Below are 24,522 nucleotides of genomic sequence, written 5' to 3'. Positions count from 1 at the left end.
TCTGTTCTTTTGTATTGTTGTTTTCTTCTTACCGGTAATACTCTTTCCCCCGGATATTCTCATGAGAAGGGAGATCTTTGTTTATATCTGCTTCATTCTCCAACGGCAGTTCATCCTGACGATTACTAAGTATTCTTTCTATAGCCGGATAGTTATATAAACCATAGCTTTCAGCCCAACGACAGGCATTAATTAACCGCTTGGCTCCAACACGACGAACGAAGCTTAATATCCCACTACAAGACTTGTAAGCCTGCTCCGGATGCGCTTTAGATTCTATGACTTTACCTATGTATGTTGCTACATCAGGATGGATAACAGCAGCTTCCTGGATAAACTTCTCCGCACTCCAATCGGTTTGGAACCTGTGATGAGATGCCAGGTGGTCCACATGGGTTGTATATCGGTAACGAGAGAGATCACGGGGATGCTCGGCAATCTTTTCGTATTTATAATAAACTTCCACAAGAAAAGATGTATAGAGCAATTTAACCTTCTTGCCTATGTATTTACTGGGCACGCTATAGTAATGCGCATCTTCACTTAAACGGATATGCCCATTCTTCATAACTGTTACTTGAGATTGTTTTTTGAGCTCATAACGAATAGGGTTTAGCCCGCTAAGATACATCCGCTCTATCTCCTCAAATTGTTCACGACGACTATAATCACGACCGGAGAATGGTGTATTATTATGCACTTCCAATGCGACACGTATAGCCGCGTTTAATGTAGTCAGATCATGGAACACCCGGTCTTCAAGTCGAGTATAGATACTACGATAAATGAGTTTTACCGCTCCTTCTACCAGTGCTTTATCGCGTGGCTTGTAAGCTCGGGTGGGGATTACTGTACAATCGTAATGTTCGGCGAAAGATGCGAAGTCATCATTGATGATAGCTTCATACTTACTGCTCTTGGTTACGGCTGCCTTGAGGTTATCCGGCACAATGGCTTGAGGAACACCTTCAAAAAAGAAAAAAGCATGTTCACAGGCTGTAATCAGATCTTCTTTCTTTTGGCTATGGACCGCTTCTACGTAAGTGAGCTGACTACAAGGGAGAATGGCTACAAAAACCTCGACTTCGTTGATTTCACCCGTAGAACTGTCCACTATAGATAGTTTCTTGCCCGCAAAATCGATAAAAACCTTATCGCCCGCTTTATGCTCCAAATGCATGATGGGACGCGAACGCTGTTCATAACGTTGAATGTAACTATTAAAGCGCGAACGGGCGTAGCCGTCAGGGTAAAGTGCGAGGTATTCTGCGTGTAACATCTCACGAGTAACCCCTTTACGTTTAAGGCGTTTACAGTAAGAGGGAAGCAGTTTCTCTAAATCCTGTTGACGCTTGGAGACAATCTCCTCTGACGGCTTCTCCTGGAACAGTTCTGCCAGTTCACTGTCACTCAGTTCCAGTGCCTGTTCATAACTCAATTCTAATGTCTGGAACTTTTGAAGATACTTTTTAATCGTGTTGCGGGACATACTGAGCATACTACTCATTGCTTTAGTCCCTTTTCCTTGTGCATAACAACGTAGCACTTGGCGAATCTTTTGCATACTAATTTGTTTATTGGCCATAATCCTGTTTTCTTAAAATCTGTTTAAAGTAACAGCTTTAAGAAGGCTCAATAACAACTAACAAATGACTCGATTGAAGGGGATCAATTTCAATTGGCAAACGGGGTCAATTTCGATTGGCGAAGGGGATCAGTTTTGATTGGCGAACAGGGGTCAATGGGGAGTGGATTTTCCACCGCTAATAGATTTAGAAAATCAAAGAAAAATCCTGATATTCAATAGAATACAGGACTTTTTCTTTTTACCTACCCCAGCAAAAAATCCCATTAAAACGCAATCAAAAAAGGCTAATTCGTGGGACTTTATAATTCTCACAAAAAGTCCCACTTTTTGGATTCTTATTCACTGTATTTCAGGATTTTACATAGCTCATAAATGAACTCTTAATAGTAATTTTGTAACCACGAAAGGAGTTTATCATGGGATTAAAGAAAAGTACCTTTAATGTGAACTTTCTACTAAGAAAGCACAAGATGTTGAAAAATGGGGAAGCACCTATGTTACAATCAATTCATAATTTGTACTTCTACCTCCTTGTATTTCTTTTTGCAAAATTTTCTTATTAATGAGATCTTGTATATCGCGGATAGCTGTATCTTGCGAGCATTTCGTTATTTTAGCCCATTTGGAAGACGTTAGTTTTCCATCAAATCCATCTAACAATTTGTTAAGCATTAACCGTTGCCGATCATTAAGCGGCGTTTGGCTATGCTTTTCCCAAAACTTGGCTTTTGTTAGAACGGACTCCAATACATCACCACTGTTTATTAGCGCATTTTCAAGACAGGAAAGAAACCAGACAAGCCATTCACTTATATCGCTTGTTCCATGCTGAACCTTTTCCAATACTTCGTAGTATTTCTTACGCTCAACAAGTATCTGGTTTGACATACTGTAGAAACGCTGTGAACTTCCATCGCTTCGAGCAAGTTGAAGGTCTGTTATAATACGCGCAATACGACCATTCCCATCATCGAATGGGTGAATAATAACAAACCAGAAATGTGCGATTGCAGCTTTCAGTACAGGGTCTATCTCTGATGATGTATCATTAAACCATTTCAAGAATAAACTCATTTCGGCTTCCACCTGATCCGGTTTAGGAGCTTCATAATGAACTTTCTCTTTGCCCATTGCTCCGGAAACGACTTGCATATCACCACTCCGATACTTGCCGACCTCTATTTTACACATACCACTAAAACCGGTCGGGAAAAGTGCGGCATGCCAACCCAATAGCCTTTCAGTGGTTATCGGTCGCATATAGTTCTGCGTGGCATCAAGCATCATTTCTACAACACCATCCACATTTCTGGGCGAATCGACCAGGCCGGATACATCCAAGCCTAATTTACGGGCAATAGACGAACGCACTTGGTCTTTATTCAGGATTTCTCCTTCTATTTCAGTTGATTTCAGAACATCCAAAGTCAACGTAGAAAGTACGGCTTCTTCTTTTAATTTAAACCCTAAACTTTCCATTTGTCCCAATAAACGACCCTGCAAATGTCTTACATTAGCTAACAATATAAGCAGTTTGCCATTATCCCATGTGAAATTCGGCCAATCCTTAGTCTGATATATATACATAAAGTTTACAGTTTTATTCTACGCAGTTATTGCGACAAATATACTCCTTTTTCTCCGCACCACAAATTATCTTCGCATATTTTGCAAAGAAAACCAATAAAAGAGTTTATTATGGAATCAAAGAAAAGTACCTTTAAAGCCTGTAAAATACGCCCTGCGTTTGCGCTATCCCTCCTGGGCTCAACAGGTATCGGTAAAGATCAATGGAAAGAGAGTCGCTGTAAAACAAAAGCCATCCAGCTATATCGTATTGAATAGAACATGGAGAGAGGGCGATAGGGTTGAAATAACCTTCCCGATGACACTGCAAGTAGCGGAAGCCAATGACAATCCGGATGTTTTTGCCATCACCTATGGTCCGTTGGTGTTGGCGGGTGCGATGGGAATGGAGGGTATGCAGTCTCCCGCTCCTTTCTCTGATCCGGAACTACATAATGATTATTACACCTATGACTATCGGGTGCCGGCAACCCTAAAGACAGGACTAAAAATAGATAAGAAGCGTTTGTCTGACTATATTCAAACGACCGATAAACCATTGGTGTTCCAAGCCATCAACGAGCAGATTCGCCTGGAGCCTATCCATAGAATCCACCATCAACGTTATGTGGTCTATTGGAATCTGATTAAGTAATTTACGCTTTTAGGTAAATAACTTCTTATATTCGTATTTCAATATAAATGATATGCATATGAAACGCTCCTTATTCCTATTTTTCTCTTTATTGATAAGTGGTTATATATTAGCCGGAGATTTGGTAATTCATCCTGTTCCTCGCGAACTATTGTATAGTCGTCACAATGACGACTATACCGTGCGTGTACGCATTCCCGGAGGGGAATGGCAAGATCTGTTTGAATATAACGTACGGGTTGATATGGATAATGTGCAGAATGCTTCTATGGTGCAATTCGATATGGGAACTCCTGTAGAAGTAATGGTAAAAAAGAATAACGGATTGATCGGAGAGGTAGCCATTCGTCCCTATTCTAAAGGGATTAAGCATACGGTTCATCAAAATACGATTCTCTTTACCTTAGAGAAACCAGCGTACTTATCCATTGAGTTCAATGGTGACCGTTTGCATAACCTGCATCTTTTCGCCAATCCGCTGGAAACGGAAACTTATACGAAAAGTGAGAAGGGTGTGATCTATATGGGTCCCGGAGTACATACGCCGAAAGACCAACCCAATAATCAGATTCGTATCCCATCGAATACGACGGTTTATCTGGCGCCCGGAGCGGTGGTAAGAGCCAAATTATTGGTAGATAAAGCGGAGAATGTGCGTATTATTGGCCGAGGCATACTGGATCAACCGATTCGTGGTGTGGAAGTAACCCATTCAAAAAACGTATTGATTGAGGGTATCACAGTCATCAATCCCGATCATTATACGGTCTTTGGCGGTGAAGCCGACGGACTGACTATTCGTAACCTAAAGAGTTTTAGCTGTAAAGGATGGAGTGACGGATTAGACCTGATGAGTTGCCGGAATGTAGAAATCGATAATGTCTTTATGCGCAATAGCGATGATTGTATAGCCCTTTATGCACATCGTTGGAGTTATTACGGCGATGTAAAAAACATAACAGTAAAGAATTCTACCCTATGGGCCGATATAGCTCATCCGATCAATATCGGTGGGCATGGAGACTACGAGCGTGAGCCGGGCGATACCTTGGAAGATATCACCTTCCAAAATATCGATATCTTAGAACACGATGAGGACGATATTCCATACCAGGGAGCTATGACGATTGATGTTGGCGACCGCAACCTGGTGCGACGTGTCCTTTTTGAAGACATCCGCGTGGAGAGTATTCAGGAAGGGCGTCTTATTAATGTGAATGTGCGTTTCAATGATAAGTACGATCATGCTCCCGGGCGAGGCATCGAAGATGTCACATTCCGAAATATAACTTATAATGGCATAGGCGAAAATCCGCCTATCCTAAAAGGCTATGATAAAGACCGTAAGGTAAAAAATATCCTTTTCGAGAATATCATCATCAACGGGAAAAGAATAGACGATATCAATTATTTCACCACAAATGAGTTCATCGAGGGGGTTACGGTGAAATGATCATAGTGAAAAACAGACAGCTTATCGTAAAACGTTAACAAGCCCCCTATGACAGTCAAATCAAAAATATTTTTAAGGGCTACCGTAGTCATTTTGGCTATTATGGGGTTGGTTATTACGGGATGCTATCTCCTTGTGTCGTGGAATGCTTCGGGGAAGAATTATGATACGGTTGAAGAGATACCCGCTCATAAGGCCGGTTTACTGTTGGCAACATCACCGATAACGCCTGCCGGCGCGCACAATTATTATTTCGATTACCGCATCCAGACCGCCGATGAGTTATACAAGGCGGGAAAGGTGGATTATATCATTGCAAGCGGAGGCGATTATTCTATCACACAGAAGAACGGATGCGATGAGCCAAAGGCAATTCTCGATTCACTGGTAGCCAGAGGTGTCCCGAAAGGAAGGATCATCCTTGATTATGAAGGAACGCGAACGCTATATTCCATCGTTAAAGCCAAAGAGGTATATGGTCTGGACAGCCTCATACTTATTTCTCAAAAATATCATAACGAAAGAGCCATATGGCTTGCCGAGAACAATGGGATTCATGCCGTAGCCATCAACGCAGCTCCATCACCCGTAAAACAAAGTCGCCTCAAAAACGGACTACGAGAATGTTTGGCACGTGTCAAGATGTTTATAGATATCCTCACTGCCCAAAAGCCGGTATTTCAAGAGAAGGAGGATGCATTTCCACAATCCAAAACACCGAATCCTGTCGAAATAGTTGATACCTGTAATCTGACCATTTACTACCCCAACTACCGACATATAGATCTGCGTTGCGGAGTAAGGCCTGCAAAATCCGAAAAAACCGTCATCATGTTTGCCGCAGCGGCATTCACCGGAGCCATGCAGTATAAATTCAAGCATGAAAACATTGCCGGTGACCATGTGAGTGAGGGGAAAAGAGAAAAGGGATACTCATGTACCCGTAATACGGGCGCTTTTGTATATTATAACGGAGGCCCCAAGTTCTTATATAAAAATTACTCCGCAGAGTTTAACAAGGCTGCAAAAGCCGGTGGATGTGGTTTTGCACAGGAGATGTTAATTCATGAAGGCGAAAAAGTTCCATACACTCGCCCTGCTTCAGATATAAATGAGTTCAGAGCTTTGTGTATGATTGGAAATCGCCTGGCCATTGCCGATTCAAAAGGCATGGTTCGGTTTGACAATTTCATTAATAGCTTAAAAAAAGCAGGAGCAATAGAAGCGCTTTATCTTGATATGGGAACAGGCTGGAATTATTCCTGGTATCGGAATGAAAAAAACAAGCCGGTTGAAATACACCACACAATCCAACCTTGCGCAACAAATTGGATCACATTCTTCAAATAAGAGCGTTTGCTCGAACCGGAAGGCTACATATCAAGTAACCTGTTTTGAGCCTATAAAAAAATTCTCACCCGCGTGAGAAAAAATTCTCATGCGGGTGAGAATAAAAAAACAAGGTAATCCGCTTATATTTGTATACTGTAAAATACACCATGAAAAAGCATTTTATCATATCGACCTCGAACGACCTGGTACGCATTCTGCCCGAACGGATCGTTTACATCTCATCGGATGGAAACTATTCGAACCTAATTCAGGCGGATGGAGAGTCGAAATTGCTCTCGTATCAACTGGGACAGATAGAAAAGATGATTGCCAGCCAACTGGGTAACGAGAGCTATTTCTTTATACGCATCGGGAAGTCTTTGATTATCAACCGCCAATACATACATTACATTCATATCGCCAAACAAAAGATTGTATTGTCGGATGCCCAAACGATCAACTATACGCTATCGGCCTCGCGCGAAGCGTTGAAACAATTGAAGGAATTTATCGAAAAAGAGGAGAAATGACTATGAAACAAGAAGATATTAAGGACAATGAAATACGCGTGATCGGAGGAAAAAACATCTCTATGCGCTCAACTTCTCGATATCGATCGAAAGGTTGGCTATTGGCTGTTATCGTTTTAGTGCTAATCTTGGGCGGGCTGCTCGTTGCTTACCTGTTGTCGACAAAAAAAGCGGAGAGTAAAGAAGAAGCGGAGAGTTTTTTTGAACCGGAGGTGGAGGCTTCCGCACCTGTGCAACCTGAGATCACTCCATTGGAATTACCCATTGACACCCTCACCACAGGGTATATCCAAACGATTGATACCTTGATTAACGATATCCCTTTGCGCATCTATATCCCGCACCGCGCAGAGATGACACTGCATGTGGGGCCTCTGGACAAACAGGACCCCTCGATTATCTACGCGGCACAGGCGGCAGATATTCGCCGGGATAACCACAAGATTGTAGGCGCCTTTGTCTTAAAGGGCAAACCTCTTGCTTGGGGATTATCAAAAAAAGGGTATTGTGCCATTATTGACAATCAAATCACCATCGGTGTAGCTGATAATTCACCACTCTTCGAACGTGCCACGGAGAAAGAAGGGTATTTCTTCCGCCAATACCCGTTGGTCGATAACGGTCGATTGGTAGAGAACAACCCCAAGAACAAATCCATCCGCCGCTCCCTATGCGACCGGAACGGTGAGATTATGATGATCGAAAGCCTAAGCGCAGAATCCTTCCACGACTTCGCACAAGCCTTAGTAGACCTACAGGTTACCAACGCCATCTACCTGGTGGGCAGCCATTCCTTTGGTTGGTGGATGGATGAAAACAATATCCGTCAGGAATTTGGAATCGAAGACCCCAACCTCCCGGAAGAGGCCAGTTATATTGTGTGGAGAAGACATGCCGAAGAAGATAATGTTTTTGACTATAAGAGAATTAATGAGAGAGCAAAGCATATTGTCGAAATGACAAAAAGAAAAGATAAAGAGGGGTTGAGTCACATCATCTCATATCCTCTTGAAAGAACTTACCCCATACCTCCGATAAAAAATGAGAAAGAATTCATTGAGCGATTTGATGAAGTGTTTTGTCCAGTATTGATTGATAAAATCAGTAATGCCGATCTTGAAAACATCTTTGTTAGTTGGCGTGGTGCTGTGATAAATGAAGAAACCGGTTCTTACCATATGCCATTGATAACATTTAATTGCTTTTATGAAGATTATGATATTTGTTTAATACAACACACATCAAATCGCGAGAAAACGATCAGGAACAAGTTGATTGAAGACGAGAGAAATGATTTGCATGAGAGTCTAAAGACGTTTATTTCTCCAGTCTGCTTGGTTGAAACCGACACATATATGGTACGGATTGATTGTATTGAAGCGTCCGAAAACAATAATGTATATCGGTATGCTTCATGGGAAAAAGGTCGTTCGATAAGTGATAAACCTGATCTAATTTTGACTAATGGAGTGCAAATCATTGGAGGAAGCGGTTTATATACTCATTATCGGTTTGAACATGATAATTACATCTATATATGTCATGCCGGAATGTGGGGGTGCTTGGATTGTAATTTGGAATTAACAATTTATAAAGATGCGACTGTTGACGAGTTTGAATGGATCAATGGCGAAGTAATAGTACATCAAGAAGCTTCAATGATTTATTGGAATGAAAGATGAAACACCAGATATCCGAGATAATGCCTCGTGTCCTCCTTGAAAAGAAAATGTAACGAATAAAGCTTCTCTGTCTTTTTCTATTTCCGGTTGACAGTTCAGTCTTTTTAGTATATATCTAAACGGTTTATGTTATTAGTAAATGCCTATTTTGAAACTATTTTTTTTGTTCTAACATCTTCTTTCCCTCCAAAATACTTCTGAAGAACTTCTCGGAAAATCTCCTTTTCGGATACTAAGGCAAATAATGTCATTGATGATTTCAGTTTTTTAGCATCAATCCCTCCAAATATACTTTCTGCCGATTTATCCTCTAATTCCAAAAGTATTTGGCAACACTCCTCCAAGCGACTTCCCAATACGGGATGTTCCAGATAATTCTTTGCCTCATCCAATGATTCAATAGCATAATAGACAGAAGTTGAGGAACGTCCTAAACCTTTAATCTGTGGAAAAATATACCACATCCAATGGCTGTGTTTATAACCTGCGAGCAATTCTTGTTTTACTTGTTCGTAAACGGCCTCTTGTGCAGTGATATATCGATGTAAGTTGTAAGACATGATGCAGGAATTTAATGATTAAACAAAAAGAATAAAAATTAGAATAATCACTCAAAAATGATATCAAGAAATCTTGATTTTATAACAATTTGATGTAATATTTGTTCGTTGTAGTCGTCCTTTTTTTCTCACATTGCAAGTAAACAAGTTGTGCTGTGCTAATTTGATAATAAATTCAAAACAACCACAAATAAGATGCTTAAAAACAGGAAAAATCAGTACAACAGAGTGTTTTAAGTGCGTCAAAATAGGAGTCGATATCTCTGGTGTCAATCTGCTCAAAGAATGAATGATTATTCTTCTGGGCTATCAATAACGAGATGATAAGAGCATCGTTCGGACTCTCTATAAACGAGATCGTATCGGTATAGCCATACGTCTTTTCTGTTTGCAATTTTATTCCATTCCCGGTGATTAAGTCAATGAGCTTTGTCGCTATCTTATCATCCAACTGAATACCATCATCTTTCAGAGTTAAAACAGCGCCATTCCCCAACCGCACATTTTTTTCTTCGTAGGTAGTATCAAGTACAACGACAACATCTGCCTTCACATCCTCCGCTAATTTATCTGCACCGTCACCTGTTGTCTCTTCTGAAGAAGAAACAGCTAAAACCAGATTATATTTCATCTCCCACTCGGAAAACGCCTCCGCTATCTTCGCTAACAAAAAGCAACCGATTCGGTTATCTAAAAAGGTGGCCTCCAGGATGTTCTCTTTTAGCTGGAATTTTGGGCAGAAACAGATCCGGTCATCTTTCCGGATTGTCCCCCCTTTCAACTCCTCGGGCTTCACAAGAAAACATCCATTCGACAATCGCCCCTCTATTTTCATATCACCTGTCTTGAGAACAACCGCCGCATCAAGCCAAGAAGATATATCTCCGATACTCCTGACACGATAGGATAGAAACACCTCATCATGTATCGCCTTTGAATCCGCAATAGCCCATCCCGGTGAATCGGCATGAGCGGTCAGCAGAAGAGTGGGAAAGTCATCCGACAAATGCTTTCTCCCCGCAACATAATAATTGTTTGAAACTACATCAAAACCATTATTCTCAAAGCATTGTTTCATACAAGCAAACACATCTTCCTCTGCTGCGGAAGTGGAATGAAGAGTGCATAATTGATGTAATAAATCGATATTCATAAAAGGATTATTTATAGTTTTCTACCCAATATTCAAAAGGAGGAGGTATAAGCACCTCCAGCTTTTCTAATTTGCAAAAAATCTGTTCTAACAGGCCTTTGTCCGGTGTGTCCATAAATCGGACTCTACTTAAGTCTAAGCGGGAAAGATTCTTCATTTTTAGAATCTCTTCCATACAGATCAGGGGCATATCCCCTTTTACGGTTAAATTGCTCAGGTATTTTCGGGGAACTCTTATTCCAAATGAAAAAGCAGATTTATAACGCTCTTCTAATGAAATCTGGGAGCGTGGATCTGGAAGAAAAAGTTTGTCAATTCTATTAATGTCAATATATACAGGCGGAAACTCACCTCGCTTGAATTTCTTATAATCACTTACTTTTTCCTTTATCCACGCAATAAAATAGAAGAGTATTAGGCTTAAGACAAGGCACATTACAATGCCGATAATCGTTAAAGCACTTCCCCAATTTGCATAAATCCAATGGGCTAATCCCACCAATAGAATTAAACCCGTAAAAATCGCAAAGGCATAGGCAAGAAACATCAGTATATTTTCTCCTTTTTCTTTCATCACACCTATATTCATTATATAAATCGAAACTACTCTTATTCGCAAAAATAGAACAAAACAAACAGATAATCAATAGGATTGTAGGAAAGATGCGTTGGTGGATCATTTCATACAGCAAGGCGGCTATTTCATACAATCCGGGATATTTATAGTCTTTCTACCCCTGCCGGGTGGGTATCTTTGTAGAAAGTCCAACATAACATAAAAGGCTCGCAGAATGACACACATAAACTATTTTTTGTGGCGCAATACTCTTCTCTTTTCGCTGCTTATGACACTCGCTTTGGTTGGTTGCCAAAAGGAACAAACAGCATCAAAAAAGAAGGAGCAGCCGAAAGAGAAAGAGACTCACCCCATGGAAACCTCAACACCAGTTCGGGGCGATAACGCGATCTATTATTGGAAAACCACCTTTCGTTTTGCGGAATCTGACAGCCTCTTCCTGGCCGATCACAATATCAAGCGGCTTTATCTGCGCTATTTTGATGTAGTAGACGAGAATAACGATGCCGTGCCCAACGCTACGCTCCGCTTTATCGATCCGATTCCTCGTGGGGTGGAGATAATCCCGACAGTCTTTCTCGAACATAAACTATTTACCCATGCCCGGTTTGTCGATACACTGCCGGAGCTACTGCTTCAGCGTATCCGGACGATGTCGGAAACCCATGACATAGGGCCTATCCGCGAGATACAGATCGATTGCGATTGGACAAAAGGAACCGAGCAACCCTATTTTATGTTTTTGGAGAAACTGCGCGATTTGCTCATCAAAGAACGTATCCGCCTCTCCGTTACGATTCGGCTGCATCAGCTCAATATGCCTGTGCCACCTGCCGATCACGGTATATTGATGTGTTATAATACCGGAAGTGTGCGCGATTATTTAACTGTCAACTCTATTCTATCGGCACGCGATGTGGCACCGTATGCCCACCGATTGAAGGATTATACATTGCCCCTGGACGTGGGTTATCCTGCTTTCTCCTGGGCTGTCTGTTTCGAAAACAAAGCGTTTCGGTTTCTATTACGCGGACTCTCGCCCGATCATCCGAATCTGCAACAGAAGAAAGATAATCTCTACATCGTCACCACCGACTTTGAACAAGAAGAACAATGGCTTTCGACGGGTATGGAGATCCGCTTCGAGAAAGCGGAGATGCAAGAAATCATGGCCAGTCAGGCACTGATAGAGCCGCAATTAGACCGGCATAGTGTACTTCTTTATCACCTCGATTCTACCCAACTGTCAAATTATACACCCGATGAAATCAAGCGTATCTATAATTACTCTCCTGTTGTTGTTCAGTAGTGTTCCGGCATTTGCCTGCGGACCATTCCGTATGTACACGGAGTCGGCTGAGGATTTGCCCCTTTTCCGATTTGATTGGAGTTTAGAAAAAGAACTGAAAGAGCAAACGGAAGCCAACCTGCGCGACTGGCAGACCTATACCGGGCAGCGGGACATAGCTCTCGAAGATATCCGACAAGTGGTGTATCAGTACACCTACGAAGAGCTATTACTGATTGAACAAAGAAACTTGCCTGACTGGATGCGTTTCAACGATTTTGTCGCCTACCTTAGAAAACAGAACGATAAAGAAGCGATCCGTTTTCTGTTGTTGGCCAAGAAATGCGAACGAGAACGATTCAAACGATTTGATCCCTGGTGGTATCCCACCAAAGAGGAACTGGATTATCAGGATATGCGGGAGATCCTCGAAGAGGCATTAGCATATAAAGGCAGTCGATTGAAAGCGCGCTACCTGTTGCAGGCCGTACGGGCAGCCGTAACGATGGAAGATTATACGCTCTGTCGGCGGTTGTGGCATGAACAGTTCAAACAGCTTCCTCCCTCTGCAGTCCGAGAGATGGCGGAGGAATATCTGGCAGGTGTTGAATACCGTGCGGAAAATTGGCATGCAGCCATGACACACTATGGCAATATCTATCGGTTTGGAGAGGAGTTTTGGACATGTATTCGGCAACTGAATATTGAGGATACTCCACTGGAGAAAGCTCACTTCCTGTTGCGTCAAACGCCCAACACACAATGGATTATTGAAGAGGCGAATCGCCACCTCATAAAAAGCGATAGCTGTAGTCCCAAGGAACGGGCAGCCTGGACGGAACTGGCTATGCAGGCGATCCATGATTCTCGTGTCGAGCAGCCCGCCATGTGGTGGCAACTACTTGCCTACAGCGCCCATCAGCAAGGGGATAACTATGCCTCTTTATATTATATCAACCAGGCTATCCAAGCTAAAGGTAGTAAAGCTACACACGACTACGTTCGCATTTTTCAAATCTACCTCCAGGCACTCACCGGAACGTACGATAAGGCTTTCGACAACGCCATTACGGGGCAGTTGACATGGCTCGACAAGCGTATTCGGGCAAACATCACCCCCGCCATTATCGAAAGATATGACGACTGGGATATGTTTGCAAACTGGGGTCATTACTATTATAACGATGCATTGCGTCGGATTGCTTTGACGGTAATGATTCCCCGCTATCTGCAAAAAGACAAAGAGGTAGAGGCGTTATTGTTGGCCGGGATGGTAAGCGAACGCTATCGCACCCTCGTAGATTATCGAAAAAAACTTGAAGAGAAAGATGCTTGGGGCAACCCTTGGAACCCCGATTTCCGCACCGATATATTCGAGATGATGGATACGCTCTCTACCCAGGGAGTAGCTGGTTATATACAGGTGCTCGAAAAAGGGGGAGAAAATGCTTTTCAACGTTTCTGTGCAACACACTGCTACAAGAATCCCGATTACCTCAAAGAGATTCTCGCCACGAAATATATGCGCGAAGAGTCGTTCGATAAAGCCGCCAGCTTATTGGCCGAACACCATGCCGCTTATGACACTACACTCAATATATATGACAGCTTTTACTATGAGCCCTTTGCCGAACCGTTATATGCACGAAAAAAAGTTTCATCGCCCATGCACTATAAGTTACGCTTCGCCACACAGATGAACGATCTGCAACAAGTGATGTATACCGCACAATCGCCTCACCTAAAGGCCGAAGCCACCTTCCGTTATGCATTGGGATTGCTGCGTGCTACCTGCGACTGTTGGGCTTTAACCCAATATGTGCAAGGTAGTGGAGAACCGAAGGACTATCAGGTGTGGATCTCCCGTCTTCAGAAAAAGGCGCAACAACTCACGGTCAAGGCTTTTACTTACACGACTGACAGAGAGTTTAACTACAAATGGTTGAATATCTTTCTCAATGCCGGTTGGCAGCCTCATTCGCCGGAGCGCGATGTAGCCAAGCAGTTGCGAAAAGAGTACCGCACGGCCGATTTTTATCTGTATCGTCAAGCTGTTTGCGACACACGTAAAGATTGGTTGAGCAAAAAAAGGTCGAAAAAGCTTTAAAGACTATTTCTACAGCTTCTAAATATGTTTCGCCTGCCACAATAACATATCCCGAATCAACTCTTTGGGAAGCGATTTATTCCAAGGCAGTTGCACTGCTCCTTTCGAGGTCTTATACGCTGTCAATTGCTCCTTGAACACAACGATGGGCTCTTCTCCCGGATAGAAGCCTAAGTGGTGTTTATGCGTAGCGAAATGTGCTAGATTCTTGCCTCGCAGTTTGAATGTAGGCATTCCCCAGCTGATGGTTTCCTGAAGCTGAGGAACCGTTTGCAGAATCAGCTCTCTCATTTCATTCAGACGCGCGTGGTGTTCTTCGGGAGAAGCGGCGATATAAGTATCTATATCTTTGGCAACTGTTTCGTCCTTCATATTTTTGTTTTTTTTAGGTACGGTTACAAATCTAATAAATACTTCACTCCCATTGAGTGCTTTTGTCTTCAAATCAAAAAACTTTCGGATCTTTACGCCGTTTCTTAGTAGGGTATCTTTTTGTTTATACGGTATATATATAAATTGTAATTGAAGAATACATTGACAAAGCCGGAGTTTAAAGACATATTTGATCTGTATTTTGACCCTATCCGTAATTATATCTATTACAGATGTGCGGATGAAGATGTCGCATCCGATATCGCACAGGATGTATTTATGCGTGTCTGGGAGAAGAGAGATGTGTTTGACACGAAGAACATCAAGGCTCTTCTCTATAAGATTGCCAATGATATGGTGATAAGCGATTATAGGAAAAGTGCAACCCGACTCGACTATGCCAAAGATATGGTTGGAACAGGTATTGAGCCTTTGTCGCCTCAGGAGATGTTGCAGTTTGAGGAATTGAAAGCCGTGTATTCATCTGCCTTAAGTGAAATGGGCGAATTGCAACGCGAAGCCTTTCTAATGAGCCGGAATGAGGAGTTGAAATACCACGAAATATCCGACAGGTTAGGCATCAGCGTAAAGGCTGTGGAAAAGCGAATCACAGGTGCCTTGCAATTTCTAAAAACGAAACTTTTATAATTATGAATATAGAAAAGATAAAAATACAACCTACCTGGAGCCGGTCGAAAGAAGAGATCTGGGCGGAGAAATTTGCGGGATTGGAAGACGAAAAGGATAATAGAGTACCTTTCTATAAACGCTCGTTGTTTCGCTATGCGAGCATTGCAGCCATTCTTTTGATCCTACTTCCTTCGGTTGCTTTCCTGTATAGCAAAGAAGTGGTGGTTCCGAAAGGAGAGCATTTTGCCCTGACGTTTCCTGATGGTTCGCAAGCGACCATAAATGCAGAAAGCAAACTGACCTACAAACCTCTTTGGTGGCGCCTATCGAGAGAGGTGTGTTTAGTTGGAGAAGCCTATTTCCAGGTAGAAAAAGGAAAAGAATTTAAGGTACACGCTTCGCGCGGAATCGTGACTGTGTTAGGAACCAGTTTCAATGTCTTTACCCGTTCGGCACGATACGAGGTGGCTTGCCTGTCGGGAAAAGTAAAAGTTGATTCAGACAATCAATCGGTGGTGTTGACCGAGGGTATGCAAACAGTTTTTAAAGAAGGTGTGTTGCAGGCGGTCAATAACGAAGAAATCATGCAAAAGATAGGCTGGACAAACAATCGGTTTATCTTCCGCGAAGAGCCCTTGATACACGTTGTTCAGGAAATCGAACGGCAATACGATATAAAAATCATCGTTCCGGAAAATATGGATTATATTTACAGCGGAAACTTCACCAAGCCGGATCATCCGGAAGAGGCTTTGCAAATCATACAAGAACCTTTTGGCATAGAACTTAAAATAAGAAAATGACTTGAATAGATCTTTGTATATTGTTTTTGTATTGTTGTGTGTGTATCCTGTGATGTATGCGCAGGAGATAAAAATCAATGCAATCGACGAGTCTTTGGATAAGGTCCTTCAGAACCTGGGCGTAGAGATTTCGTTCGACAGTAAAGCTGTTTCGATATACCGGATTACAGAAACGAAAGTGTTCGAAACCATGGACGACGCCATGATTTATCTATTGAAAGATAAACCTTTGGTGTACAAGAAAACAGGGAATGTATATGTTATTTATCCGGAAGAAACACAGAAACAACCCTCTCCTCCAAAAAAAGAATATATCCTGTCGGGCGTCATAGCTGATGATACGAATGGCGAAAAGCTGGCGTATGCCCATATCCAAACCGGTAACGGGACAATTATCACAGACGAAAAGGGTTTTTTCTCCTTAAAAAGCCATGAGAGTTCTACCAGGATACGAACCTACTATCTGGGATACAACAGTATAGACACCATCCTTTCGGCGGGACATCACGCACTGCATACCACTCCCCGCCTGATGATGATACCGGAGATAACCGTATCACCCTCTTCAACTGCCATGATGATGCAATCGGGCAAAACATCGGGAGAGATGCGATTGAACTATGCGGTTGCCGGACAAATGCCGGGAAGCGGCGATAATTCCGTGTTCAACCTTTTGCGCATGATGCCGGGCGTAAGAGCATCGGGGGAGCCGTCCGACGATTTGATTGTGTGGGGAAGCAATAACGGTGAGAGCAAAATAACATTCGACGGATTCACTCTTTTCGGCTTAAAGAGTTTTAGCGACCACATCAGCTTTATCAATCCATTCATGGTAAAAGAGATCCGCTTGTTGAAAGGTGGGTATGACGCTTCGTCCGGAAACCGAATTGGCGGAATCGCCGAAATCATAGGGATCGATGGCAATCGGAATAAACCGACTGTCAAAGCGACCGTAAGTAATCTTACGGCGAATGTCTTTGCCTCTGTTCCTGTGTCTAAACGCTCTGTCTTAATGGCATCTTACCGGCAAACGTTCTATAACCTGTATGATGTGGAAGAATTAAATCCGTATGGCAAAAATAGTAATGAGGAAGGTGATGGCAAAGGAAAAGGTGATGGAGATGGAAACGGAAACGGGAATGGACAGGGTAATAACAAACCTCAAGAAACGATAAGTGATATTTATCTATCTCCGGATTATCAATTCCATGACATTAACATAAAATACGCAGGCAACACTTCCGGCAACGATAGTTACCAGATATCGCTTTACACCTCAAATGATGACTTTGACTATTCGGTTGCAAAAGAGGACGCCTATGACCTAAATGCTTCGCAAAACAGTCATCAATATGCCGGAAGCGCAATGTATAATAAAGTATGGCGAAATGCCTTCTCTTCTCGCTTCACGGTAAGCTATTCTCGGTTGGATACGCAAAACGACCATGTTACCAAACGTCAGGGAAACCAATCCGAACCGGAAATAACTATTTCGACAAAAAACCGCATCGAAGAAATGCGGATAGACCTGAATCATTCCTTTCATTGGGGGACACATCAGAAGATAAAACTGGGCGGGGAAATTCTTTTCTATAAGGATCTGGTAGATGAGAATAAAAACAACTTAACAGTGCCGGCTCTATATCTGTCTGACAACTTCGCCTGGGGGAAATTCTCCCTGAACGGAAGCGTGCGGGCCGACCTGGCAAACAATACTTTTTATATCCAACCCCGCTTTTCCGGCAGATACGCTTTTTCTGAAGCAATAACGGCCACAGCCTCCTGGGGGTTGTATCGCCAATATATTTCCCGCACTCCGATACAAACCGACAAGTATACCGATTTTGTATGGAAGATACACCCGGACAGCATCATGTCCTCCATGCATACGCTTGCCGGCTTAGCATACAGCCAAAATGGATTCTTAGTAAATCTCGAAGGCTATTACAAAAAGAATAAAAATATTATGCGTTTATCGAACGAGCCCTATAAAACAAATGTGGACATCACAGGCATGGATCTGTTTTTGAAAAAAGAATTCGATCGGGTATCGCTGTTTGGCTCTTACTCTTTGTGTCATATCACTGATCGAAAAAAGGAAACCGGACATGAAGTCAAACTGGGAGGCATATTCGCTATCAGAAAAATCACCCTGTCGGCCAATTATGTTTGGGGCACCGGCTTCTCTCCTGCTTTTAAAGACGGACAAGGCATTCTGCAGGGGAACAATACGATTCAGGAGTCAGAAAGCAATTACCAGAGGCTGGACATCGGACTTAGATATAATCATCAATTCCGTTCCTTCCGGTTGCAGGCGGGTGCATCCATTCTGAATGTATTGAATAATGAAAACATGAAATACAATTATCTTTTTTCCGACCGGAAAGAAGTTACAAACATCTATACAAAAGCCACTCCCTTCACTCCTATGATCTTTATCGAAATTTTATTCTGAAAACAAGTAGGGTAAAATGTAGCTCATGCGGTTGATTAGTAAAGCATGCAGCATGTAAAGACATAATTCTATTTATTAATCCAAAAAGAGAAAAAAATGAAGACAAGACTGTTTATGACGGCGTTGGCCATTGTTCTGTCAATGGGAGTTGCCTCTGCACAAAGCGGGGACAAAAAAGGGAAAAACCAGAAGCAAAAAACAACTATCGAAAAGATCTTCGGAGTATGCATTCAATCAAAAACGGATAAACCGTGCGTTAACTTTGTTGATGCGAACAACGACGGAATATGCGATAATGTAGCATTAGGCCTTTGTACAGGAAATTGCGATGGAACCGGTATTCCGAAAAAAGACGGTAGCGGTCAAAAGAAAGGTCGAAAATAACAGAACACCTGTTTTTTAAAACTTGAAATGCCACTTTGATATAAGGTGGCATTTTTTATTAAGCCAGCCAGTGGGGTATCTCCTATCCCATGCGGTTTATTTATAAAAACATTAAACAAGTAACAATAAAAAGGTATGAATACGAACAACAAATTATTCACATGGGCATATCTGGCATTCTCGTTCCTATTGTTCTCATGCAACAGTGATACTGATTTCGATGATAATGCCGGAGTTAGCAATTCGGAAACTATAAGTATTCTGAAAGTGTCGGCAGAAGGAACCTCTTCTTTTGTGGTGGAGAATATCTGTCGAGTTTTAGAAGCCACATCGCCATTGACGGCTGACGAAATTGAGTTTTTGTATGGGGTACGGGAAGATGAAAAAATGGCGCGCGATTTGAACATAGTATTTTCATCTCTTTATCCTGCTACTCTGCCGTTTATTAACATCAGCCTGGCTGAAGCAACACATATCGCAACGCTTGAAAAACTTTTCGATTACTATGAAATTGATTATCCGGCCTTAAGCTCTCCGGGTGTTTTTACGGATGAAAAGAGGCAAAGCCGTTATAACGAATTAGTAGCTGAAGGCAATAGCCTGGTAAACGCCTATAAAGTGATTGCCTTGTTGGAAGAAGAGAATATTATAACGTATAATCATATTTTAGAGAGTATCTCAAATCCTAATATTAAAATCATTGTTTCCAATCTACTTAGAAGTTCTAGGAATCATCTACGATCTATTGTTCGTCAAATAAATGCATTAGGAGAAGTCTACATGCCGATGTTATTAGACGATATCAGCTATCAGGATATTATTACCTCCCAACCGGAGAAAGGCAATAAATATCAGCAGAAAGGCAAACAGGAGAAAAACACCAATAGCGGAAAAGGGAATCAGCAACAAAGTAGAAAAGGTTCCAAATACAAGGCAGGAATTAACTATAACACACTCTAAAAACCGGATCCCCCCAACTTCTTCCTCAAATAAACCATATCAACCAACCGAACCCCTTCCTCAACGATCGGATGGTCGTAATGATCCGTAAAGAAGTTCTTGATACGGTGGGACACCTCAAACCCGCATTGCCTGTAGAATGAAAGGATCGAAGGCGTTTCTCCTGTGCCGACAAGCATCGTTTTGTATCCGGTATAGAGCGTTGAGACATACGAGATAAGCGCCCTTCCATAGCCCTGTCTATGAAATTGCGGGTAGACGGCTATATTCTTCAACTCGCAAACATCATTGTCTATGTGAGCTACGACACATACTGCTTTCAGGTCCTCATCATACAGGGCAAACAGATCACCCTCCTCCAGATAACGGGAGCAAGGAACAAGGAGAAAGGAGAAAGGAGAAGGGGAGAAAGAGATTTCTTTTCTGTTCCTTGCTCCTTTTTCCTTTCTCCTTTCTCCTTCCAGATAGTCTTTCTTATTCTCTTTTATTTGTTTGACTGTCATACCATGGTCAAAATACAAAAGTAGCGTATTTAAGGTAGATACAGAAAATTATCAATCATCAGGCCCATAATTATGTTGAAGTTCTTTTAATACGTACTTTTGCTTCAGATAAAACAGGTATGCCCCGCAACGCCATCTATCCCAAGTCCAAGATGTGGAATCCCTGGCACGGCTGTCACAAGCTGAGCGCGGGTTGCCGGCATTGCTACGTCTACCGGGGCGATGCGAAGCGGGGAGTCGATAGCAGTATTGTCGGCAAGACCAAGAACTTCGATCTGCCTATCCAGAAGAAGCGCAATGGGGACTACAAGATTCCTCCGGGATCGATGGTCTATACCTGCTTCACCTCCGATTTCTTTGTGGAAGAGGCCGACGAGTGGCGTGCGGAAGCCTGGCAAATGATGCGCCTGCGCAAGGATCTACACTTTATGATGATTACCAAGCGTATTGATCGCCTGATATTATCCTTGCCCGACGACTGGGGCAAGGGCTATGAGAACGTAACCATCTGCTGTACGGTCGAGAACCAAGACCGTGCCGACTACCGCCTGCCAATCTACAGAGAGGCACCCATAATGCACAAGATCATCATCTGCGAACCGCTGTTGGAGGCTATCGATCTCAGCGCGTACGCCATCGGTTCGTGGGTCGAACAGGTGGTGGTCGGCGGCGAGTCGGGGTATAATGCCCGCCCCTGCGATTACGACTGGGTGATGAAACTGCACGACCTATGCCTTGCGCAGCAGGTCGCATTCTGGTTCAAACAAACCGGCGCCAAGTTTATCAAGGAGGGCAAATTGTACAATATCAACCGCCGCCTGCAACACGCACAGGCTCGCAAGGCGGGAATAAATCACAGCGTATAAGTATTTTCCGAAAATTATTGTATCTTTGCCTCCCTATGACAACAACAAAGAAGGATTTGGTGTAGTAAATAAGTTCTGGCGTTCTGTCGGGCTTATCCCTTAGTCTATACTCAGGCATGCTCTTGCCGGAGTTATTTTCACATCTATACAAGAATAACTTATGACTTGCGGAAGGCGTATTACGTCCCTGTCCCTATGTCATAATAATAATATGTAACAATCATGAATAACGAAAACAAAACAGTATACGATTTCGACTTTAGTTTAATCTGCGAATACTTCGCACAAGTAGAACGTCAGGGACCGGGCAGTCCCGAAACAACGCGTAAAGCGTTGGACTTCATCGGCAAGCTGACTGACGATTCCTGCATTGCCGATATCGGCTGCGGAACAGGTGGGCAAACGGTGACGCTGGCGCAGTATGTGCCCGGCAAGATCACCGCACTCGACCTCTTCCCCGACTTTATCCGGATCTTCAACCGGAACGCAGAACGACTCGGGCTGCAAAGCCGCATGAAAGGCCTCATCGGCTCCATGACCGATCCCCTTCCCTTTGAAAAAGAATCGCTCGACCTATTGTGGTCGGAAGGGGCGATCTACAACATCGGCTTCGAACGCGGACTGAACGAATGGCGACAATACCTGAAAACGGGTGCCTACATAGCCGTGTCGGAGGCCACGTGGTTTACCGACGAGCGCCCCGATGAGATCAACGAGTTCTGGATGTCGAGCTATCCGGAGATCGATACCATCCCCAACAAGGTCGCCCAAATGCAACAGGCGGGCTACGTCCCTGTCGCCACCTTTATCATTCCGGAAACCTGTTGGACCGATCATTATTTCGCCCCCTGCCACAAGGCACAGGACGATTTCCTGAAGAAGTATCCCGGCAACGAGACAGTTGAGAGTCTCATATACAACCAACGCCGTGAGGAGGTATTGTACAACAAATACAAAGCCTATTACGGTTACGTGTTCTATATCGGGAAAAAGATTTAATTCACTACACAACAAACGTATAAAAGAGATGAAACAAGTAAAAGACATCCAAATCAGAGAAACAAACACGAACGACTTCGACGACATCATGGCGATCGAAAAGCAAGCCTTTGGCTACGACAAAGAGGCCCGACTGGTAGCCGACCTCTTGGCCGACCCTACTGCCGAGCCGGTTGTCTCGCTGTTAGCCCTTTACCAGGGCGAACCGGTAGGCCACATCCTGTTCACCCGCGTCTATTTCGACGACCCGGAGTCGCAGCCCATGATGCACATACTCGCCCCCCTCGCCGTCAAGCCCGAATACCAACGGCAAGGCATAGGCGGTATGTTGATCGAAGCGGGCATCGAGAAGCTGCGCGAGAAAGACTCAGCCCTCGTCTTCGTCTTAGGCCACGCGGAGTACTACCCGAAGTATGGTTTCCGCCCCGATGCCGCCCGACTGGGCTATCCCGCCCCCTACCCGATCGCCGAGGAATACCGCGACTACTGGATGGTTCAGGCAATCGGCCCGAAAGGCTTCGAGACTGTGAAAGGCAAGATCCGCTGTTGCGACGAGCTCAACAAGCCCCAGCACTGGCGCGATGAAGAGTCAGACCGCTAATGCTGTGGCGCTTCACCATATTTAACTTAGTAACTATTCAGCGCCCGTCGCTGAATAGTTACTTCTTACGACCGATTGTGTTATTTAATGTTAAAGTCCCTACCACCCGCCCCTTTACATTTTGTCACCCCGCCGCCCAACCCCTTCGTATATCAACTAACAAAATGAAACCCCGCCCGAAACACCCCGAATCAGAAAGCAAGACCGACTACGAACCCCGGCTTGCAAATACACACCTCATCCGGCATGCCTTCGATATGCCTTCGGTATGCCTTCGCTCTTGCTTCGTATTCAGGAAAGATTTATCTTTGGGATACGTTAAGATTTGACCAAGATTTAACCAAAAGAAAACTATTACGATAATAGACCTATTTATTTGTTAACTTACTAAAACCTGATCATCATGGCACAAATCGAAAGTACCGCCATTGGCGAAGGCCGCAAATCCCTTGGCAACATTACCTATCGTTATGTAAACGGGAAAACAATTGCTTCCAAGCGAGTGACAACAAACAACAGCCGCACCCCGCTGCAAGTAAAGCAACGGCAAGGCTTTACCGGAACGGTGAAGCTGGCCAAAGCAATCAATCCGCTTGTCTATATCGGATTTGAAAAAGGCAAAGCAGGCTCGCCCAACAACCAGTTTGTAAAACACAACGGCGACTACATGAACTACATCAAGGTCAAATCAGACTACGATGTCAACCGCCCACAAATCGCTTACCTCTATGAAGCTATCAACGACAGCAACTTCACAGGCAAAGTCGTGATAGCCAACGGCAACCTCAACCTCACGAATGTATTTGCCTTCAACAGCGAAGACAAACTCACCTGCAAGATGTACCTGAGCCGCGACTTCCTTGCCGGCGATACGATCACGCTGGCAGTCTGCTCTACCTATATGCTGGTCGGATCTATGTTTGAAGCGATTCAGATGTACAGCAAGACCCTTACCCAGCAAGATGTGGATCAACTTCCGGTGAAAAACCAGTTCGAGATCAATGGAACCACCTTCCCCGACCTCGACCTCGACGATCATTACCCGGAGGGATATAGCGATGTAAAAGAAGTAATCACCGCGATAGTCAGCAGTGAGAAAGACCGGTCAGCATCCATTTTTCAGAAGATGCCTAAAGAAGACGGCTTCTAAGAAGGAACAAGGAGAAGGGAGAAAGGAGAAAGACGAAGAGGAGAAAGGAACAAGGAGAAAGGAGAAAGAGGGTGGAAAGGAACAAGGAAAGAGGCTTTCTACTTTCACCTTTCTACTCCTAAATCACCAACAGGGAGAAAGGAGAAAGGAACAGGGAACAAGGAACGAGAAATTTCCGGGCGTGTCCGAGAAACTGTGTCAGCATCTTTTTTTAATAAATCAATACTCATCGGTCGGGGAGCGCCCTAGCGGCAAGGGGCGGGACCACCCGTCCCGACGAGCGGTAAAATTACAATAATATGAACCTC

22 protein-coding genes and 1 pseudogene are annotated in these 24,522 nt (G+C 43.5%); 16 read left to right on the top strand and 7 right to left on the bottom strand.

From position 1 onward, the window contains the following. Window positions 1–28: 28 nt before the first annotated feature. Window positions 29–1,585 carry an IS21 family transposase gene (istA, locus tag M2134_RS03710; RefSeq protein ID WP_280749990.1) on the bottom strand — a complete coding sequence of 519 codons (1,557 nt, stop codon included), beginning with the start codon at window positions 1,583–1,585 and terminating at the stop codon, window positions 29–31. A gap of 495 nt (window positions 1,586–2,080) precedes the next feature. Next, entirely contained in the window at window positions 2,081–3,175 is a 1,095-nt protein-coding gene (locus tag M2134_RS03705) for a Fic family protein (protein WP_280749989.1), read from the bottom strand. Window positions 3,176–3,326: 151 nt separating this feature from the next. Between M2134_RS03705 and M2134_RS03700 the strand changes: the two are divergent. The 5 genes and pseudogenes from M2134_RS03700 to M2134_RS03680 all read left to right on the top strand — a co-directional run. After that, a pseudogene (locus M2134_RS03700) lies at window positions 3,327–3,809 on the top strand (glycoside hydrolase family 127 protein); the annotation flags it as partial. A 58-nt stretch (window positions 3,810–3,867) separates the two neighbouring features. Next, entirely contained in the window at window positions 3,868–5,262 is a 1,395-nt protein-coding gene (locus M2134_RS03695; protein ID WP_280749988.1) for a glycosyl hydrolase family 28 protein, read from the top strand. A gap of 48 nt (window positions 5,263–5,310) precedes the next feature. Beyond that, a complete protein-coding gene (locus M2134_RS03690; protein ID WP_280749987.1) occupies window positions 5,311–6,612 on the top strand; it encodes an ElyC/SanA/YdcF family protein in 1,302 nt (433 codons plus the stop codon). Window positions 6,613–6,761: 149 nt separating this feature from the next. After that, complete coding sequence (locus tag M2134_RS03685) at window positions 6,762–7,124, top strand: LytTR family transcriptional regulator DNA-binding domain-containing protein (protein ID WP_280749986.1); 363 nt, start codon at window positions 6,762–6,764, stop codon at window positions 7,122–7,124. 2 nt (window positions 7,125–7,126) lie between these two features. Next, window positions 7,127–8,806 (top strand): hypothetical protein, encoded by a 1,680-nt coding sequence (locus M2134_RS03680; RefSeq protein WP_280749985.1) that lies wholly within the window; start codon window positions 7,127–7,129, stop codon window positions 8,804–8,806. Window positions 8,807–8,949: 143 nt separating this feature from the next. Here the strand turns inward: M2134_RS03680 and M2134_RS03675 are convergent, their stop codons facing one another. The 3 genes from M2134_RS03675 to M2134_RS03665 all read right to left on the bottom strand — a co-directional run bounded on the left by M2134_RS03675 (window position 8,950) and on the right by M2134_RS03665 (window position 11,093). Beyond that, the gene (locus M2134_RS03675; protein ID WP_280749984.1) at window positions 8,950–9,366 is read right to left on the bottom strand and encodes a DUF1810 domain-containing protein; all 417 of its coding nucleotides are present in this window, start codon (window positions 9,364–9,366) and stop codon (window positions 8,950–8,952) included. 199 nt (window positions 9,367–9,565) lie between these two features. Next, window positions 9,566–10,519 carry a hypothetical protein gene (locus tag M2134_RS03670; RefSeq protein ID WP_280749983.1) on the bottom strand — a complete coding sequence of 318 codons (954 nt, stop codon included), beginning with the start codon at window positions 10,517–10,519 and terminating at the stop codon, window positions 9,566–9,568. A 7-nt stretch (window positions 10,520–10,526) separates the two neighbouring features. Beyond that, window positions 10,527–11,093, bottom strand: coding sequence for a hypothetical protein (locus M2134_RS03665; RefSeq protein ID WP_280749982.1), 567 nt, complete (start codon window positions 11,091–11,093; stop codon window positions 10,527–10,529). Window positions 11,094–11,310: 217 nt separating this feature from the next. Here M2134_RS03665 and M2134_RS03660 point away from each other — a divergent pair, with 217 nt between their 5' ends. Then, a complete protein-coding gene (locus tag M2134_RS03660; protein WP_280749980.1) occupies window positions 11,311–12,405 on the top strand; it encodes a hypothetical protein in 1,095 nt (364 codons plus the stop codon). Continuing rightward, window positions 12,359–14,491, top strand: coding sequence for a hypothetical protein (locus M2134_RS03655; RefSeq protein ID WP_280749979.1), 2,133 nt, complete (start codon window positions 12,359–12,361; stop codon window positions 14,489–14,491). Before M2134_RS03660 ends, M2134_RS03655 begins: the two co-directional genes overlap by 47 nt. A gap of 18 nt (window positions 14,492–14,509) precedes the next feature. Here M2134_RS03655 and M2134_RS03650 read toward each other — a convergent pair whose 3' ends face one another. After that, on the bottom strand, window positions 14,510–14,863 hold the full coding sequence (locus tag M2134_RS03650; protein ID WP_280749978.1) for a DUF1801 domain-containing protein: 354 nt from the start codon (window positions 14,861–14,863) through the stop codon (window positions 14,510–14,512). A gap of 150 nt (window positions 14,864–15,013) precedes the next feature. On the opposite strand from M2134_RS03650, the gene M2134_RS03645 reads away from it, so the two are divergent. The 5 genes from M2134_RS03645 (at window position 15,014) to M2134_RS03625 (ending at window position 20,095) form a co-directional block, all read left to right on the top strand. After that, complete coding sequence (locus M2134_RS03645; RefSeq protein ID WP_280749977.1) at window positions 15,014–15,511, top strand: sigma-70 family RNA polymerase sigma factor; 498 nt, start codon at window positions 15,014–15,016, stop codon at window positions 15,509–15,511. Between the two features lie 2 nt (window positions 15,512–15,513). Next, a complete protein-coding gene (locus M2134_RS03640; RefSeq protein WP_280749976.1) occupies window positions 15,514–16,296 on the top strand; it encodes a FecR domain-containing protein in 783 nt (260 codons plus the stop codon). Window position 16,297: 1 nt separating this feature from the next. Continuing rightward, on the top strand, window positions 16,298–18,751 hold the full coding sequence (locus tag M2134_RS03635; protein WP_280749975.1) for a TonB-dependent receptor: 2,454 nt from the start codon (window positions 16,298–16,300) through the stop codon (window positions 18,749–18,751). A gap of 96 nt (window positions 18,752–18,847) precedes the next feature. Beyond that, the gene (locus M2134_RS03630; RefSeq protein WP_280749974.1) at window positions 18,848–19,135 is read left to right on the top strand and encodes a hypothetical protein; all 288 of its coding nucleotides are present in this window, start codon (window positions 18,848–18,850) and stop codon (window positions 19,133–19,135) included. 135 nt (window positions 19,136–19,270) lie between these two features. Further along, the gene (locus tag M2134_RS03625) at window positions 19,271–20,095 is read left to right on the top strand and encodes a DUF2202 domain-containing protein (protein ID WP_280749973.1); all 825 of its coding nucleotides are present in this window, start codon (window positions 19,271–19,273) and stop codon (window positions 20,093–20,095) included. On the opposite strand, the gene M2134_RS03620 is transcribed toward M2134_RS03625, so the two are convergent. Continuing rightward, a complete protein-coding gene (locus M2134_RS03620; protein WP_280749971.1) occupies window positions 20,092–20,598 on the bottom strand; it encodes a GNAT family N-acetyltransferase in 507 nt (168 codons plus the stop codon). The two genes, M2134_RS03625 and M2134_RS03620, sit on opposite strands and share 4 nt — an antisense overlap. A gap of 119 nt (window positions 20,599–20,717) precedes the next feature. On the opposite strand from M2134_RS03620, the gene M2134_RS03615 reads away from it, so the two are divergent. The 4 genes from M2134_RS03615 to M2134_RS03600 all read left to right on the top strand — a co-directional run bounded on the left by M2134_RS03615 (window position 20,718) and on the right by M2134_RS03600 (window position 24,214). Further along, window positions 20,718–21,464 carry a DUF5131 family protein gene (locus M2134_RS03615; RefSeq protein WP_280749970.1) on the top strand — a complete coding sequence of 249 codons (747 nt, stop codon included), beginning with the start codon at window positions 20,718–20,720 and terminating at the stop codon, window positions 21,462–21,464. A gap of 222 nt (window positions 21,465–21,686) precedes the next feature. Continuing rightward, window positions 21,687–22,463 (top strand): class I SAM-dependent methyltransferase, encoded by a 777-nt coding sequence (locus M2134_RS03610; protein WP_280749969.1) that lies wholly within the window; start codon window positions 21,687–21,689, stop codon window positions 22,461–22,463. A 28-nt stretch (window positions 22,464–22,491) separates the two neighbouring features. Beyond that, the gene (locus M2134_RS03605) at window positions 22,492–23,064 is read left to right on the top strand and encodes an N-acetyltransferase (RefSeq protein ID WP_280750161.1); all 573 of its coding nucleotides are present in this window, start codon (window positions 22,492–22,494) and stop codon (window positions 23,062–23,064) included. Between the two features lie 403 nt (window positions 23,065–23,467). Then, window positions 23,468–24,214 carry a hypothetical protein gene (locus M2134_RS03600; protein ID WP_280749968.1) on the top strand — a complete coding sequence of 249 codons (747 nt, stop codon included), beginning with the start codon at window positions 23,468–23,470 and terminating at the stop codon, window positions 24,212–24,214. Window positions 24,215–24,522: the final 308 nt, after the last annotated feature.

It is taken from the genome of Parabacteroides sp. PM6-13, assembly GCF_029892605.1.
Lineage (GTDB): Bacteria > Bacteroidota > Bacteroidia > Bacteroidales > Tannerellaceae > QVMG01.
This window is presented reverse-complemented; position numbering and strand designations above follow the sequence as displayed.